The sequence below is a fragment of the Pseudomonas sp. D(2018) genome (assembly GCF_005502555.1).
Classification (GTDB): domain Bacteria; phylum Pseudomonadota; class Gammaproteobacteria; order Pseudomonadales; family Pseudomonadaceae; genus Metapseudomonas; species Metapseudomonas resinovorans.
This window is the reverse complement of record NZ_SCOK01000082.1, coordinates 1-16,636: the sequence shown is the minus strand read 5'-3', so window position 1 is coordinate 16,636 and position 16,636 is coordinate 1. Positions and strand designations below refer to the sequence as shown.

At 59.0% G+C, this 16,636-nt stretch carries 13 protein-coding genes and 1 tRNA gene; all 14 read left to right on the top strand.

The features are described from left to right. Nucleotides 1–750, top strand: a 750-nt coding sequence (locus FFS60_RS27315) for an elongation factor Tu (RefSeq protein WP_137823762.1), incomplete at its 5' end; no start/stop codon positions are given. Between the two features lie 53 nt (nt 751–803). Then, nucleotides 804–879, top strand: a tRNA-Trp gene (locus tag FFS60_RS27310). Nucleotides 880–926: 47 nt separating this feature from the next. Next, nucleotides 927–1,295: a preprotein translocase subunit SecE gene (secE, locus tag FFS60_RS27305; RefSeq protein ID WP_077525952.1), complete on the top strand. Its 369-nt coding sequence runs from the start codon at nt 927–929 to the stop codon at nt 1,293–1,295. Between the two features lie 10 nt (nt 1,296–1,305). Further along, a complete protein-coding gene (nusG, locus tag FFS60_RS27300) occupies nt 1,306–1,839 on the top strand; it encodes a transcription termination/antitermination protein NusG (protein ID WP_028630537.1) in 534 nt (177 codons plus the stop codon). Nucleotides 1,840–1,955: 116 nt separating this feature from the next. Continuing rightward, nucleotides 1,956–2,387 (top strand): 50S ribosomal protein L11, encoded by a 432-nt coding sequence (rplK, locus tag FFS60_RS27295; protein ID WP_028630536.1) that lies wholly within the window; start codon nt 1,956–1,958, stop codon nt 2,385–2,387. Then, nucleotides 2,387–3,082, top strand: coding sequence for a 50S ribosomal protein L1 (gene rplA / locus FFS60_RS27290; RefSeq protein WP_028630535.1), 696 nt, complete (start codon nt 2,387–2,389; stop codon nt 3,080–3,082). The genes rplK and rplA overlap by 1 nt, the downstream gene beginning before the upstream one ends. 211 nt (nt 3,083–3,293) lie before the next feature. After that, nucleotides 3,294–3,794 (top strand): 50S ribosomal protein L10, encoded by a 501-nt coding sequence (gene rplJ, locus FFS60_RS27285; RefSeq protein WP_016490524.1) that lies wholly within the window; start codon nt 3,294–3,296, stop codon nt 3,792–3,794. Nucleotides 3,795–3,878: 84 nt separating this feature from the next. After that, a complete protein-coding gene (rplL, locus tag FFS60_RS27280) occupies nt 3,879–4,247 on the top strand; it encodes a 50S ribosomal protein L7/L12 (protein ID WP_028630534.1) in 369 nt (122 codons plus the stop codon). Nucleotides 4,248–4,468: 221 nt separating this feature from the next. Beyond that, nucleotides 4,469–8,542, top strand: coding sequence for a DNA-directed RNA polymerase subunit beta (gene rpoB / locus FFS60_RS27275; protein WP_028630533.1), 4,074 nt, complete (start codon nt 4,469–4,471; stop codon nt 8,540–8,542). A gap of 67 nt (nt 8,543–8,609) precedes the next feature. Continuing rightward, nucleotides 8,610–12,815 carry a DNA-directed RNA polymerase subunit beta' gene (rpoC, locus tag FFS60_RS27270; RefSeq protein WP_137823761.1) on the top strand — a complete coding sequence of 1,402 codons (4,206 nt, stop codon included), beginning with the start codon at nt 8,610–8,612 and terminating at the stop codon, nt 12,813–12,815. A gap of 144 nt (nt 12,816–12,959) precedes the next feature. Next, a complete protein-coding gene (gene rpsL, locus FFS60_RS27265) occupies nt 12,960–13,331 on the top strand; it encodes a 30S ribosomal protein S12 (protein WP_003448708.1) in 372 nt (123 codons plus the stop codon). Nucleotides 13,332–13,439: 108 nt separating this feature from the next. Beyond that, nucleotides 13,440–13,910: a 30S ribosomal protein S7 gene (rpsG, locus tag FFS60_RS27260; RefSeq protein WP_016490528.1), complete on the top strand. Its 471-nt coding sequence runs from the start codon at nt 13,440–13,442 to the stop codon at nt 13,908–13,910. An 18-nt stretch (nt 13,911–13,928) separates the two neighbouring features. After that, nucleotides 13,929–16,049, top strand: a complete 2,121-nt coding sequence (gene fusA / locus FFS60_RS27255; protein ID WP_028630531.1) for an elongation factor G — start codon at nt 13,929–13,931, stop codon at nt 16,047–16,049. Between the two features lie 30 nt (nt 16,050–16,079). After that, a partial coding sequence (locus tag FFS60_RS27250; protein WP_137823760.1) for a GTP-binding protein occupies nt 16,080–16,636 on the top strand: 557 nt, incomplete at its 3' end.

Sequence of the window (16,636 nt, the reverse complement as noted above, 5' to 3'; positions counted from 1 at the left end):
CTGGTCGAAATGGAAGTTCGCGATCTGCTGAACACCTACGACTTCCCGGGTGACGACACTCCGATCGTGATCGGCTCCGCGCTGATGGCGCTGGAAGGCAAGGACGACAACGAAATCGGCGTTTCCGCCGTTCGTAAGCTGGTTGAAACCCTGGACTCCTACATTCCGGAGCCGGTGCGTGCCATCGACCAGCCGTTCCTGATGCCGATCGAAGACGTGTTCTCCATCTCCGGTCGCGGTACCGTGGTAACCGGTCGTGTTGAGCGCGGCATCGTCAAAGTGGGCGAGGAAATCGAGATCGTTGGTATCCGTCCGACCACCAAGACCACCTGCACCGGCGTGGAAATGTTCCGCAAGCTGCTCGACGAAGGTCGTGCTGGTGAGAACGTTGGCGCCCTGCTGCGCGGCACCAAGCGTGACGACGTAGAGCGTGGTCAGGTTCTGGCCAAGCCGGGCACCATCAAGCCGCACACCAAGTTCGAGTGCGAAGTGTACGTACTGTCCAAAGAAGAAGGTGGTCGTCACACCCCGTTCTTCAAGGGCTACCGTCCGCAGTTCTACTTCCGTACCACCGACGTGACCGGTAACTGCGAACTGCCGGAAGGCGTAGAGATGGTAATGCCGGGCGACAACATCAAGATGGTTGTCACCCTGATCGCTCCGATCGCCATGGAAGACGGCCTGCGCTTCGCGATCCGCGAAGGTGGTCGTACCGTTGGTGCCGGTGTTGTGGCCAAGATCATCGAATAACGACTTGATCTTGGTGTGTCAGGCCGGCATAATGGTCGGCCTGACTTTGTTACAGGCCAGTAGCTCAATTGGCAGAGCGGCGGTCTCCAAAACCGCAGGTTGGGGGTTCGATTCCCTCCTGGCCTGCCAGATTCCAAGAATGAGAATCTGGCATTTCTCTCACAGGATCCTAGCTGATGAATGCCAAGGCTGAAGCCAAAGAAGCACGCTTCGACGTTCTGAAGTGGGTTGTTGTGGTGGCTCTTGTTGCTGTTGGTGTGGTCGGTAATCAGTATTTTTCTGCTGAACCGATCCTGTATCGCGTTCTCGCGCTTCTCGCTCTTGCTGCTGTTGCTGCTGTTGTGGCTCTGCAGACTGCTAAGGGTCAGGCTTTCTTTGTTCTTGCCAAGGAAGCTCGCGCGGAAATTCGCAAGGTTGTTTGGCCGACCCGTCAGGAAACCACCCAGACCACTCTGATTGTTGTGGCTGTCGTGCTGGTAATGGCGCTGCTGTTGTGGGGGCTTGATACCCTGCTCGGCTGGCTTGTTTCGTTGATTGTTGGTTAATAGGTGCGCCGTGGCTAAGCGTTGGTACGTTGTGCATGCTTATTCGGGTTACGAGAAGCATGTCATGCGCTCGCTGATTGAGCGCGTCAAGCTGGCTGGCATGGAAGACGAGTTCGGCGAGATTCTGGTCCCCACCGAAGAAGTGGTGGAGATGCGTAATGGCCAGAAGCGCAAGAGCGAGCGTAAGTTCTTCCCTGGCTATGTCCTGGTCCAGATGGAAATGAACGAGGCGACTTGGCACCTGATCAAGGATACGCCGCGCGTCATGGGCTTCATTGGTGGTACCGCCGATAAGCCGGCTCCCATCACTGAGAAGGAAGCCGAGGCTATCCTGCGGCGTGTTGCTGATAGTGGCGACAAGCCGAAGCCGAAGACCCTGTTTGAGCCGGGCGAGACTGTTCGTGTCATTGATGGTCCGTTTGCTGACTTCAATGGTGTTGTTGAGGAAGTTAACTACGAAAAGAGTCGGATCCAGGTGGCCGTGCTCATTTTCGGTCGCTCTACCCCGGTGGAGCTGGAGTTCAGTCAGGTCGAGAAGGCTTAACTGACAATGGCATCCCAACCCCGCAGCCCTAGGTTGCGGGGTTTTGTCGTCATTGGGATAAACGCGAAAGCAATCGGGGAGCCTTTGGGCGCTAGAACCCGTAACTGGAGTTATACATGGCTAAGAAGATTCAAGCTTATATCAAGCTGCAAGTGAAGGCCGCTCAGGCCAACCCGTCGCCGCCGGTCGGTCCAGCTCTGGGTCAGCACGGCGTGAACATCATGGAATTCTGCAAGGCGTTCAACGCCAGGACTCAGGGCCTCGAGCCGGGTCTGCCGACTCCTGTGATCATTACCGTATACAGCGACCGCAGCTTCACTTTCGAGACCAAGAGCACCCCTGCCTCCGTACTGCTGAAGAAAGCAGCCGGTATCGCCAGCGGTTCCCCACGTCCGAACACCCAGAAGGTAGGCACCGTTACCCGTGCTCAGCTGGAAGAGATCGCTAAAGCCAAGAAGGCTGATCTGACTGCAGCTGACCTGGATGCGGCCGTGCGTAGCATCGCCGGCTCCGCTCGTAGCATGGGCCTGAACGTGGAGGGTGTGTAATGGCTAAGCTGACCAAGCGCCAAAAGGCAATTGCCGAGAAAGTAGAAGCTGGCAAACAGTACGCTTTCGAGGACGCCGCCAAACTGCTGGCTGAACTGGCTACCTCCAAGTTCAAGGAGTCCGTGGATATCGCCATTAACCTGGGCGTCGATCCGCGTAAATCCGACCAGGTCGTTCGTGGTGCCACCGTTCTGCCGAATGGTACCGGTAGGAGCGTCCGCGTTGCCGTGTTTACTCAGGGTCCTGCTGCCGAAGCCGCACTGGCTGCCGGCGCCGACCGCGTTGGCATGGACGAGCTGGCTGCCGAGATGAAGGGCGGCGACCTGAGCTACGACGTGGTCATCGCCTCTCCGGACGCAATGCGTGTCGTCGGTCAGTTGGGCCAGATCCTCGGTCCGCGCGGCCTGATGCCGAACCCGAAGGTCGGTACCGTGACTCCGGACGTGGCTACCGCTGTCAAGAATGCCAAGGCTGGTCAGGTTCGTTTCCGTACTGACAAGAACGGCATCATTCACGCTTCTGTGGGTAAGGTCGACTTCGAGCCGGTCAAGCTGAAGCAGAACGTGGAAGCCCTGCTGGTTGATCTGAAGCGTCTGAAGCCGTCGACCTCGAAAGGCGTCTACGTCCAGCGCGTGACCCTGAGCAGCACCATGGGTCCGGGTCTGCAGATCGACCAGGCTTCGCTGGAAGCCTAAGAAATAAAGTCGCAGCGGGCTCGCCCGCTGTGCAGGTATTGGGGTCCCTGCCTGGCGGGGGCTATCCAAGACCGTAGGCGGCGAAAGCCTCAAACCGGGAATCGATTCCCGAGCCTACGCAGATGGTGCTCCCGATTCGGTTGCCGAATCAGACACCAAAACGCCGTCCGGCCTCGGCCGGACGAAACGGTAACATCCAGGAGTTAGACCCGTGGCAATTAAACTCGAAGACAAGAAGGCCATCGTCGCTGAAGTCAACGAGGCTGCCAAAGCTGGCCTGTCCGCTGTCGTGGCTGATGCCCGTGGCGTGACCGTAGCCGCTATGACCGGACTCCGTAAAGAGGCCCGCGAGGCTGGTGTGTACGTACGTGTTGTGCGTAACACTCTGGCTCGTCGCGCCGTTGCCGGCACTCAGTTCGAAGTGCTCAACGACGTGTTCAAAGGCCCGACCCTGATTGCGTTCTCCAACGAACATCCGGGCGCTGCTGCTCGTATCTTCAAGGAATTCGCCAAGGGTCAGGACAAGTTCGAGATCAAGGCCGCTGCATTCGAGGGCCAGTTCCTCGCAGCCAATCAGATCGACGTACTGGCGACCCTGCCGACCTACAACGAAGCCGTTGCACAGCTGATGAGCGTTATCCAAGGCGCTACCAGCAAGCTGGCTCGTACTCTGGCGGCAATTCGCGACCAGAAAGAAGGCGCTGCTGCCTGATCCAGGCCGCATAGTCCCTTTCACGCTACTTTGTTCAATTTTTGATGGCCGCGAAGGCTGTCCACCAATACAGGAATTAGAGTCATGGCTCTGACCAACGAAGACATCATCAACGCCGTATCCGAAATGTCCGTCATGCAGATCGTTGAACTGATCAAAGCGATGGAAGAGAAGTTCGGTGTTACCGCTGCTGCTGCCGTTGCTGCTGGCCCGGCTGCTGCCGCTGCTGTTGTCGAAGAACAAACCGAGTTCAACATCATCCTGACCGAAGCCGGCGAGAAGAAAGTGAACGTCATCAAAGTCGTTCGCGAACTGACCGGTCTGGGTCTGAAAGAAGCCAAAGCAGTTGTTGACGGCGCCCCGGGCGTGGTCAAGGAAGGCGCTTCCAAGGAAGAGGCCGAAGCTGCCAAGAAAGCTCTGGAAGAAGCTGGCGCCAAAGTCGAGCTCAAGTAAGCGACGACCTTGCGTCAACAGCCGGTGCGCTCCGCGCAAGGCTGACGGCTGGTGGCTTATGCCACCGGCCTTTTTCCGTTCTAGGTGGTTGTCTCCGTACGCTACCCGGAACGTGACCCGACCTCCAGTGGGAGGCGGAGCAGACCAAGGGGTCTGCAAGATTTTCTGGCTACTCCCGTCGGAGGGGCCAAACAAGCAGGTGACCAAGCTGGGGAACGCTGATGGCTTACTCATACACTGAGAAAAAACGTATCCGCAAAGACTTTAGCAAGTTGCCGGACGTCATGGATGTACCCTACCTCCTGGCCATCCAGCTGGATTCGTATCGCGAATTCCTGCAGGCGGGAGTCAGCAAAGAGCAGTTCCGTGACATCGGTCTGCACGCGGCCTTCAAGTCTGTTTTCCCGATCATCAGCTATTCCGGCAATGCCGCCCTGGAATACGTCGGTTATCGCCTGGGCGAGCCGGCCTTCGATGTCAAGGAATGCGTGCTGCGTGGCGTGACTTTCGCCGTGCCGCTGCGGGTAAAAGTCCGTCTGATCATCTTCGACAAAGAGTCGTCGAACAAAGCGATCAAGGACATCAAGGAGCAAGAAGTCTACATGGGGGAAATCCCCCTGATGACCGAGAACGGTACCTTCATCATCAACGGTACCGAGCGCGTCATCGTGTCCCAGCTGCACCGCTCCCCGGGCGTGTTCTTCGATCATGACCGTGGCAAGACGCACAGCTCGGGCAAGCTGCTGTACTCCGCTCGCATCATTCCTTATCGCGGTTCCTGGTTGGACTTCGAGTTCGATCCGAAGGACTGCGTGTTCGTGCGTATCGACCGTCGCCGCAAACTGCCGGCTACTGTCCTGCTGCGCGCACTGAACTACACCACCGAAGAAGTGCTGAACGCCTTCTACGCGACCAACGTCTTCCACGTGAAGGGCGAAGGCCTGCACCTGGAACTGGTACCGCACCGTCTGCGCGGCGAGATCGCCGTGTTCGACATCAAGGACCAGAACGGCAAGGTGATCGTAGAGCAGGGTCGTCGTATCACTGCCCGCCACATCAATCAGCTGGAAAAAGCCGGTATCAAGGAACTGGAAGTCCCGATGGACTACGTCCTTGGCCGTACCTCGGCTAAGGCCATCGTGCATCCGGCGACCGGCGAGATCATTGCCGAGTGCAATACCGAGCTGACCACCGACCTGCTGGTGAAGATTGCCAAGGCCCAGGTCGTTCGCATCGAGACCCTGTACACCAACGACATCGACTGCGGTCCGTTCATTTCAGACACCCTGAAGATCGACTCCACCGGCAACCAACTGGAAGCCCTGGTCGAGATCTACCGCATGATGCGCCCTGGCGAGCCGCCGACCAAGGAAGCCGCCGAGACCCTGTTCAACAACCTGTTCTTCAGCGCCGAGCGTTACGACCTGTCCGCCGTTGGTCGCATGAAGTTCAACCGCCGCATCGGTCGCTCCGAGATCGAAGGCTCGGGCGTGTTGAGCAAGGAAGACATCGTCGATGTCCTCAAGACTCTGGTCGACATCCGTAACGGCAAAGGCATCGTCGACGACATCGACCACCTGGGTAACCGTCGTGTCCGTTGCGTTGGCGAGATGGCCGAGAACCAGTTCCGTGTTGGCCTGGTGCGTGTAGAGCGCGCGGTCAAGGAACGTCTGTCCATGGCCGAAAGCGAAGGCTTGATGCCGCAGGACCTGATCAACGCCAAGCCTGTGGCAGCCGCGATCAAGGAGTTCTTCGGTTCCAGCCAGCTGTCCCAGTTCATGGACCAGAACAATCCGCTCTCCGAGATCACCCACAAGCGTCGTGTTTCTGCACTCGGCCCAGGTGGTCTGACCCGTGAGCGCGCGGGCTTCGAGGTTCGTGACGTACACCCGACCCACTACGGCCGCGTGTGCCCGATCGAAACCCCTGAAGGTCCGAACATCGGTCTGATCAACTCCCTGGCGACCTACGCCCGCACCAACCAGTACGGCTTCCTGGAAAGCCCGTACCGCGTTGTGAACGGCACTCAGGTGACTGACGAAATCGTTTTCCTCTCCGCCATCGAAGAGGCTGACCACGTTATCGCTCAGGCATCGGCAACGATGAACGAGAAAGGTCAGTTGGTCGACGAGTTGGTGGCCGTGCGTCACCTGAACGAATTCACCGTCAAGGCGCCTGAAGACGTGACCCTGATGGACGTTTCGCCGAAGCAGGTCGTGTCCGTCGCTGCCTCGCTGATTCCGTTCCTCGAACACGATGACGCCAACCGTGCACTCATGGGTTCGAACATGCAGCGTCAGGCTGTGCCGACCCTGCGTGCCGACAAGCCCCTGGTCGGCACCGGCATGGAGCGCAACGTAGCTCGCGACTCCGGCGTTTGCGTCGTAGCTCGCCGTGGCGGCGTGATCGACTCCGTCGATGCCAGTCGAATCGTAGTTCGCGTCAATGACGACGAAGTTGAAACCGGCGAAGCCGGTGTCGACATCTACAACCTGACCAAGTACACCCGTTCCAACCAGAACACCTGCATCAACCAGCGTCCGCTGGTGCAGAAGGGTGATGTGGTCGCTCGTGCCGACATCCTGGCTGACGGCCCGTCCACTGACATGGGCGAGCTGGCTCTCGGGCAGAACATGCGCGTGGCGTTCATGCCTTGGAACGGCTTCAACTTCGAAGACTCCATCTGCCTGTCCGAGCGTGTGGTCCAGGAAGACCGCTTCACCACTATCCACATCCAGGAACTGACCTGTGTGGCGCGTGATACCAAGCTCGGCCCAGAGGAAATCACTGCGGACATCCCGAACGTGGGTGAGGCAGCGCTGAACAAGCTGGACGAAGCCGGTATCGTCTACGTTGGTGCTGAAGTGCAGGCTGGCGACATCCTGGTCGGTAAGGTCACTCCGAAAGGCGAGACCCAGCTGACTCCAGAAGAGAAGCTGTTGCGCGCGATCTTCGGTGAGAAGGCTTCCGACGTTAAGGACACTTCCCTGCGTGTGCCGACTGGCACCAAAGGTACCGTCATCGACGTGCAAGTCTTCACCCGCGATGGCGTCGAGCGTGATAGCCGCGCGCTGTCCATCGAGAAGATGCAGCTTGATGAGATCCGCAAGGACCTGAACGAAGAGTTCCGCATTGTCGAAGGTGCTACCTTCGAGCGACTGCGTTCCGCTCTGGTTGGCCAGGTTGCCGAAGGCGGCGCTGGCGTGAAGAAGGGCACCGAGATCACCGACGAGTACCTCGACGGCCTCGAGCGTGGCCAGTGGTTCAAGCTGCGCATGTCGGAAGACGCCCTGAACGAGCAGCTGGAAAAGGCCCAGGCCTACCTGTCTGACCGTCGCCAGATGTTGGACGACAAGTTCGAAGACAAGAAGCGCAAGCTGCAGCAAGGCGATGACCTGGCTCCAGGCGTGCTGAAGATCGTCAAGGTCTACTTGGCCATCAAGCGCCGCATCCAGCCGGGCGACAAGATGGCGGGCCGTCACGGTAACAAGGGTGTGGTCTCCGTGATCATGCCGGTCGAAGACATGCCGCACGACGCCAATGGCACTCCTGTGGACATCGTTCTGAACCCGCTGGGCGTACCGTCTCGTATGAACGTTGGGCAGATCCTTGAAACCCACCTGGGCCTCGCGGCCAAAGGCTTGGGCGAGAAGATCAACCGCATGATGGAAGAGCAGCGCAAGATTGCTGAACTGCGCGAGTTCCTCCACGAGATCTACAACGAGATCGGCGGACGTCAGGAAAGCCTCAGCGAGCTGAGCGACCAGGAAATCCTGGATCTGGCGAACAACCTGAAGGGCGGCGTACCCATGGCCACCCCAGTGTTCGACGGTGCCAAGGAAAGCGAAATCAAGGCGATGCTGAAGCTTGCCGACCTGCCGGAAAGCGGTCAGATGCGCCTGTTCGATGGTCGTACCGGTAATCAGTTCGAGCGTCCGACCACCGTCGGCTACATGTACATGCTCAAGCTGAACCACCTGGTCGACGACAAGATGCACGCACGTTCCACCGGCTCCTACAGCCTGGTTACTCAGCAGCCGCTGGGTGGTAAGGCGCAGTTCGGTGGCCAGCGTTTCGGGGAGATGGAGGTCTGGGCACTGGAAGCCTACGGTGCCGCCTACACCCTGCAGGAAATGCTGACCGTGAAGTCGGACGACGTGAACGGCCGGACCAAGATGTACAAGAACATCGTGGACGGCGATCACCGCATGGAGGCCGGCATGCCCGAGTCCTTCAACGTGTTGATCAAAGAGATCCGCTCGCTCGGCATCGACATCGAACTGGAAACCGAATAACACGCGACGCCCAAAACGCTACGGCTGGTCAAGGCTGGTCGTAGCGGGTCCGTGAGGAGGAAAGGCCTTGAAAGACTTGCTGAATCTGTTGAAAAACCAGGGTCAAATCGAAGAGTTCGATGCCATCCGTATTGGACTGGCTTCGCCCGAGATGATCCGTTCCTGGTCCTTCGGTGAAGTGAAGAAGCCGGAGACCATCAACTACCGTACCTTCAAGCCGGAGCGTGATGGCCTCTTCTGCGCCAAGATCTTCGGCCCGGTGAAGGACTACGAGTGCCTGTGCGGTAAGTACAAGCGCCTGAAGCACCGTGGTGTGATTTGCGAGAAGTGCGGCGTGGAAGTCGCTCTGGCCAAGGTGCGCCGTGAGCGCATGGGCCATATCGAGCTGGCATCGCCAGTCGCCCACATCTGGTTCCTGAAGTCCCTGCCGTCGCGTATCGGCCTGCTGCTGGACATGACCCTGCGTGACATCGAGCGCGTGCTCTATTTCGAGAGCTACGTGGTGATCGATCCGGGTATGACCACCCTGGAAAAGGGCCAGTTACTGAACGACGAGCAGTACTTCGAATCTCTCGAAGAGTTCGGTGACGACTTCGATGCGCGCATGGGCGCCGAAGCTGTTCGCGAACTGCTCAACGCGATCGACCTGGAGCACGAGATTGGCCGCCTGCGCGAGGAAATCCCGCAGACCAACTCGGAAACCAAGATCAAGAAGCTGTCCAAGCGTCTGAAGCTGATGGAGGCCTTCAAGGACTCCGGCAACCATCCTGAGTGGATGGTGCTGACCGTCCTGCCAGTCCTGCCGCCGGACCTGCGTCCGCTGGTTCCGCTGGATGGCGGCCGCTTCGCGACTTCCGACCTGAACGATCTGTATCGTCGCGTCATCAACCGTAACAACCGCCTGAAGCGCCTGCTCGACCTGGCTGCTCCGGACATCATCGTGCGCAACGAAAAGCGCATGCTGCAGGAAGCTGTCGATGCCCTGCTGGACAACGGTCGTCGCGGCCGTGCCATCACAGGCTCGAACAAGCGCCCGCTGAAGTCCCTGGCCGACATGATCAAGGGTAAGCAAGGTCGTTTCCGTCAGAACCTGCTCGGTAAGCGCGTGGACTACTCCGGCCGTTCGGTAATCACCGTCGGTCCGACCCTGCGCCTGCACCAGTGCGGTCTGCCCAAGAAGATGGCTCTCGAGCTGTTCAAGCCGTTCATCTTCGGCAAACTGGAAGCCCGCGGTATGGCCACCACCATCAAGGCGGCCAAGAAGATGGTCGAGCGCGAGCTGCCCGAGGTCTGGGACGTTCTCGCCGAAGTCATCCGCGAGCATCCGGTACTGCTGAACCGCGCGCCGACCCTGCACCGCCTGGGTATCCAGGCGTTCGAGCCGGTCCTCATCGAAGGCAAGGCTATCCAGCTGCACCCGCTGGTCTGCGCTGCGTACAACGCCGACTTCGACGGTGACCAGATGGCCGTTCACGTTCCGCTGACCCTCGAGGCCCAGCTGGAAGCGCGCGCGTTGATGATGTCCACCAACAACATCCTGTCCCCCGCCAACGGCGAGCCGATCATCGTGCCGTCGCAGGACGTGGTACTGGGTCTGTACTACATGACCCGCGAAGCCGTTAACGCCAAGGGCGAAGGCCGCGTGTTCGCTGACCTGCAGGAAGTCGACCGCGTGTTCCGCGCCGGCGAGGCGTCCCTGCACGCCCGCGTGAAAGTGCGGATCAAGGAAGTCGTGAAGGAAAAGGACGGCTCTATCTCCAAGAACACTCGCATCGTCGACACCACTGTCGGTCGCGCGCTGCTGTTCCAGGTGGTGCCGGCCGGCCTGTCCTTCGACGTGGTCAACCAGCCGATGAAGAAGAAGGCGATCTCCAAGCTGATCAACCAGTGCTACCGCGTGGTTGGTCTGAAGGACACCGTCATCTTCGCTGACCAGCTGATGTACACCGGTTTCGCTTACTCCACCATTTCTGGTGTCTCGATCGGCGTGAACGACTTCGTCATTCCGGACGAAAAGGCGCGAATCATCGACGCCGCCACCGAGGAAGTGAAGGAGATCGAATCCCAGTACGCCTCCGGCCTGGTAACCCAGGGCGAGAAGTACAACAAGGTGATCGACCTTTGGTCCAAGGCCAACGACGAAGTGTCCAAGGCGATGATGTCCAACCTCTCGAAAGAGAAGGTCATCGACCGCGAGGGCAAGGAAGTCGACCAGGAGTCCTTCAACTCCATGTACATGATGGCGGACTCCGGTGCGCGGGGCTCGGCTGCACAGATTCGTCAGCTGGCCGGTATGCGTGGCCTGATGGCCAAGCCGGACGGCTCCATCATCGAGACCCCCATCACCGCGAACTTCCGTGAAGGTCTGAACGTACTGCAGTACTTCATCTCCACTCACGGTGCTCGTAAGGGTCTGGCGGATACCGCCCTGAAGACCGCGAACTCCGGTTACCTGACTCGTCGTCTCGTAGACGTCGCCCAGGATCTGGTAGTGACCGAGATCGACTGCGGTACCGAGCACGGCCTGCTGATGACACCGCACATCGAAGGCGGCGACGTGGTCGAGCCTCTGGGTGAGCGTGTACTGGGTCGTGTTATTGCCCGTGACGTGTTCAAGCCGGGTAGCGACGATGGCGAAGTGATCGTTCCTGCCGGCACCCTGATCGATGAGCAGTGGGTCGAGTTTGTCGAGCGCATGAGCGTCGACGAAGTGATCGTGCGTTCGCCGATCACCTGCGAAACCCGCTACGGCATCTGCGCCAAGTGCTACGGCCGTGATCTGGCTCGTGGTCACCAGGTGAACATCGGTGAGGCGGTTGGCGTAATTGCCGCCCAGTCCATCGGTGAACCGGGTACCCAGCTGACCATGCGTACCTTCCACATCGGTGGTGCGGCTAGCCGGACCTCCGCGGCTGACAACGTCCAGGTTAAAAATGGCGGCACCATCCGTCTGCACAACCTGAAGCATGTCGAGCGTCTGGACGGTGCCCTGGTGGCAGTGTCCCGTTCCGGTGAGCTGGCCGTGGCCGACGACTTCGGTCGTGAGCGCGAGCGCTACAAGCTGCCGTACGGTGCTGTGATTTCGGTGAAGGAAGGCGACAAGGTCGACCCGGGCGCAATCGTCGCCAAGTGGGACCCGCACACCCACCCGATCGTGACCGAAATGAAGGGTACTGTGACCTTCGTCGGCATGGAGGAGGGCATCACCATCAAGCGTCAGACCGACGAGCTGACAGGTCTGACCAACATCGAGGTTCTTGATCCGAAGGACCGTCCGGCCGCTGGCAAGGACATCCGTCCGGCTGTGAAGCTGGTCGATGCCAACGGCAAGGAACTTCTGCTGCCGGGCACTGATGTGCCTGCGCAGTACTTCCTGCCGGCAAACGCCCTGGTGGGTGTGGCCGACGGCGCCCAGGTGGGTGTGGGTGATGTAATCGCCCGTATCCCGCAGGAAACCTCGAAGACGCGCGACATCACCGGTGGTCTGCCGCGCGTGGCCGACCTGTTCGAAGCTCGCCGTCCGAAAGAGCCTTCGATCCTGGCGGAAGTCAGCGGCACCATCTCCTTCGGTAAGGAGACCAAGGGCAAGCGCCGTCTGGTCATTACCCCGAACGATGGCAGCGATCCGTACGAGGAGCTGATTCCGAAGTGGCGTCACCTCAACGTGTTCGAAGGCGAACAGGTGAACCGCGGCGAAGTTATCTCCGACGGCCCGAGCAACCCGCACGACATCCTGCGTCTGCTGGGTGTCAGCGCGCTGGCCAAGTACATCGTCAACGAGATTCAGGACGTGTACCGCTTGCAGGGCGTGAAGATCAACGACAAGCACATCGAGACCATCCTGCGTCAGATGCTGCGGAAGGTCGAGATCGCGGAGTCGGGCGATTCCAGTTTCATCAAGGGCGACCAGATGGAACTGACCCAGGTGCTGGAAGAGAACGAGCGTCTGGCGACTGAAGATCGCTTCATCGCCAAGTTCGAGCGCGTTCTGCTGGGTATCACCAAGGCCTCTCTGTCCACCGAGTCGTTCATTTCCGCGGCGTCCTTCCAGGAAACCACTCGCGTCCTCACCGAGGCAGCGGTTACCGGCAAGCGCGACTACCTGCGCGGCCTGAAGGAAAACGTGGTGGTAGGTCGTCTGATTCCGGCCGGTACCGGTCTGGCCTACCACAGTGAGCGCAAGCGTCAGCGCGAAGCCGGCAAGCCGCTCCGCGTCAGCGCCAGCGAAGTGGAAGCGGCGCTGACCGAAGCGTTGAACTTGAGCAGCAATTGAGTGCAAACCCCCGGCGGTCTTTACCGCCGGGGGCTTTGCCTTGACGGGGGCTATGAGTCTCTTTAGACTCATGCACCCCTAAATTTGGCAGGGCGCTTGGCTCTGTCATTTTGTTTATGTCGAAAGACAACAGTGGAGCTATAGATGGCAACTATTAACCAGCTGGTGCGTAAGCCGCGCAGCCGTATCGTCGAGAAATCCGACGTACCTGCGCTGCAAAACTGCCCGCAGCGTCGCGGCGTTTGCACCCGCGTCTACACCACTACGCCGAAGAAGCCGAACTCTGCACTGCGTAAAGTGTGCCGTGTTCGCCTGACCAACGGCTACGAAGTTACTTCGTACATCGGTGGTGAAGGTCACAACCTGCAAGAGCACAGCGTAGTGCTGATCCGTGGCGGTCGTGTAAAGGACCTTCCGGGTGTGCGTTACCACACTGTGCGCGGTTCGCTGGATACCACCGGCGTTAAAGACCGTAAGCAGGGTCGTTCCAAGTACGGTACCAAGCGTCCGAAATAATTCGGCGTTTAACAGTTTTTTTATTCATTGAGTCGATAAGAGTAAGGTCGGGCGTAACCGAATGGTTATGGTCCCGGGCTAACCTGAAGACCGTTTGAGGGCTTATCAATGCCAAGACGTCGTGTAGCAGCCAAGCGTGAGATTCTGGACGATCCGAAATACGGAAGCCTGATTCTCGCCAAGTTCATGAACCACGTGATGGAAAGCGGCAAGAAGGCCGTAGCCGAGCGCATCGTTTACGGTGCCCTGGATACCGTCAAAGCACGCAAGAACAGCGATCCCCTGGAGATCTTCGAGAAAGCTCTCGACGCCATCGCTCCGCTGGTCGAAGTCAAGTCCCGCCGTGTAGGCGGTGCTACTTACCAGGTTCCGGTCGAAGTTCGTCCGTCCCGTCGTAATGCCCTGGCCATGCGCTGGCTGGTCGAGTCCGCGCGCAAGCGTGGCGAGAAATCCATGGCCCTGCGTCTCGCGGGCGAGCTGCTGGATGCCTTCGATGGCAAAGGCGCTGCTGTCAAGAAGCGTGAAGATGTGCACCGCATGGCAGAGGCCAACAAGGCCTTCTCGCATTATCGCTTCTAATCTAGCGAGGATTTTTTCGTGGCTCGTACAACCCCTATCAACCGCTACCGTAACATCGGTATCTGCGCACACGTAGACGCCGGTAAGACCACTACTACGGAGCGGATCCTGTTCTACACAGGTCTCAGCCACAAAATGGGTGAGGTGCACGACGGTGCCGCCACTACCGACTGGATGGTTCAGGAGCAGGAGCGTGGTATTACCATTACCTCCGCTGCTGTAACAACCTTCTGGAAAGGTTCTCGTGGTCAGTTCGACAACTACCGCGTCAACGTGATCGACACCCCCGGCCACGTTGACTTCACCATCGAAGTAGAGCGTTCGCTGCGCGTGCTCGACGGTGCGGTCGTGGTCTTCTGCGGTACCTCCGGCGTTGAGCCGCAGTCCGAGACCGTATGGCGTCAAGCCAACAAGTACGGTGTGCCGCGCATCGTCTACGTGAACAAGATGGACCGCGCTGGCGCCAACTTCCTGCGCGTTGTAGGTCAGATCAAGAACCGTCTGGGTCACACTCCGGTTCCGGTTCAGCTGGCTATCGGCGCTGAAGACGACTTCCAGGGTCAGATCGACCTGATCAAGATGAAGGCGATCTACTGGAACGAAGACGACAAGGGTACTACCTACCGCGAGGAGGAGATTCCGGCCGAGCTTCAGGATCTGGCTGAAGAGTGGCGCTCCAACATGGTTGAGGCGGCTGCCGAAGCCAACGAAGAGCTGATGAACAAGTACCTGGAAGAGGGTGAGCTGACCGCCGAAGAAATCAAGGCTGGTCTGCGTGCTCGTACTCTGGCCAGCGAAATCGTTCCGGCTGTTTGCGGTTCTTCCTTCAAGAACAAGGGCGTGCCCCTGGTTCTCGACGCCGTGATCGACTTCCTGCCTGCTCCGACCGAGATTCCGCCGATCCAGGGTACCAACCCGGATAACGAGGAGATCGTCGACGAGCGTCGTGCAGACGATAGCGAGCCTTTCTCCGCTCTGGCGTTCAAGATCGCGACCGACCCGTTCGTCGGTACTCTGACCTTTGCTCGTGTTTACTCCGGCGTCCTCGCTTCCGGCGACTCCGTGCTGAACTCGGTAAAAGGCAAGAAAGAGCGCGTAGGTCGGATGGTGCAGATGCACGCCAACCAGCGTGAAGAGATCAAGGAATGCCGTGCTGGCGACATCGCTGCGCTGATCGGCATGAAGGACGTCACCACGGGTGACACGCTGTGCGATCTCGACAAGCCGATCATCCTTGAGCGCATGGACTTCCCGGAGCCGGTAATTTCCGTCGCCGTGGAGCCCAAGACCAAGGCAGACCAGGAGAAGATGGGTATCGCTCTGGGCAAGCTGGCCCAGGAAGATCCGTCCTTCCGCGTCAAGACCGACGAAGAGTCCGGTCAGACCATCATCTCCGGTATGGGTGAGCTGCACCTGGACATCATCGTCGATCGCATGAAGCGCGAGTTCGGCGTTGAGGCCAACATCGGTAAGCCTCAAGTGGCCTACCGTGAAACCATCACCAAGGACAACGTCGAGATCGAAGGCAAATTCGTTCGTCAGTCCGGTGGTCGTGGTCAGTTCGGCCACTGCTGGATCCGCTTCTCGGCTGCTGAAGTCGACGAGAAGGGCAACATCACCGAAGGTCTGGTGTTCACCAACGAAGTCGTGGGTGGTGTGATTCCGAAGGAATACATCCCGGCGATCCAGAAGGGCATCGAAGAGCAGATGAAGAACGGCGTTGTTGCCGGCTACCCGCTGCTCGGCCTGAAGGCCTCCGTCTTCGACGGTTCGTACCATGACGTTGACTCCAACGAAATGGCGTTCAAGATCGCTGCCTCCATGGCAACCAAGCAGCTGGCCCAGAAGGGTGGTGGTAAGGTGCTTGAGCCGATCATGAAGGTAGAGGTGGTGACTCCTGAGGACTACATGGGTGACGTGATGGGTGACCTGAACCGTCGTCGTGGTCTGATTCAGGGGATGGAAGACAGCGTTTCCGGTAAGGTGATCCGTGCCGAGGTTCCGCTGGGCGAGATGTTCGGTTATGCGACCGACGTGCGTTCCATGTCCCAGGGTCGCGCGAGCTACTCCATGGAATTCTCCAAATACGCCGAAGCTCCGTCGAATGTCGTCGAAGCACTGGTTAAAAAACAAGGTTGATTCAGCCCTTTAAGTAAGAGGTTTACTGTCGTGGCTAAAGAAAAATTTGAACGTAACAAACCGCACGTCAACGTTGGCACCATCGGTCACGTTGACCATGGCAAGACCACTCTGACTGCTGCTCTGACCAAGGTCTGCTCCGAGACCTGGGGCGGCTCCGCTCGTGCGTTCGACCAGATCGACAACGCGCCGGAAGAGAAGGCTCGCGGTATCACCATCAACACCTCCCACGTTGAGTACGATTCCGCCGTTCGTCACTACGCTCACGTTGACTGCCCTGGTCACGCTGACTATGTGAAGAACATGATCACCGGTGCCGCCCAGATGGATGGCGCGATCCTGGTTTGCTCCGCTGCTGACGGCCCCATGCCGCAGACTCGCGAGCACATCCTGCTGTCTCGTCAGGTGGGCGTTCCTTACATTGTCGTGTTCCTGAACAAAGCCGACATGGTTGACGACGCTGAGCTGCTGGAACTGGTCGAAATGGAAGTTCGCGATCTGCTGAACACCTACGACTTCCCGGGTGACGACACTCCGATCGTGATCGGCTCCGCGCTGATGGCGCTGGAAGGCAAGGACGACAACGA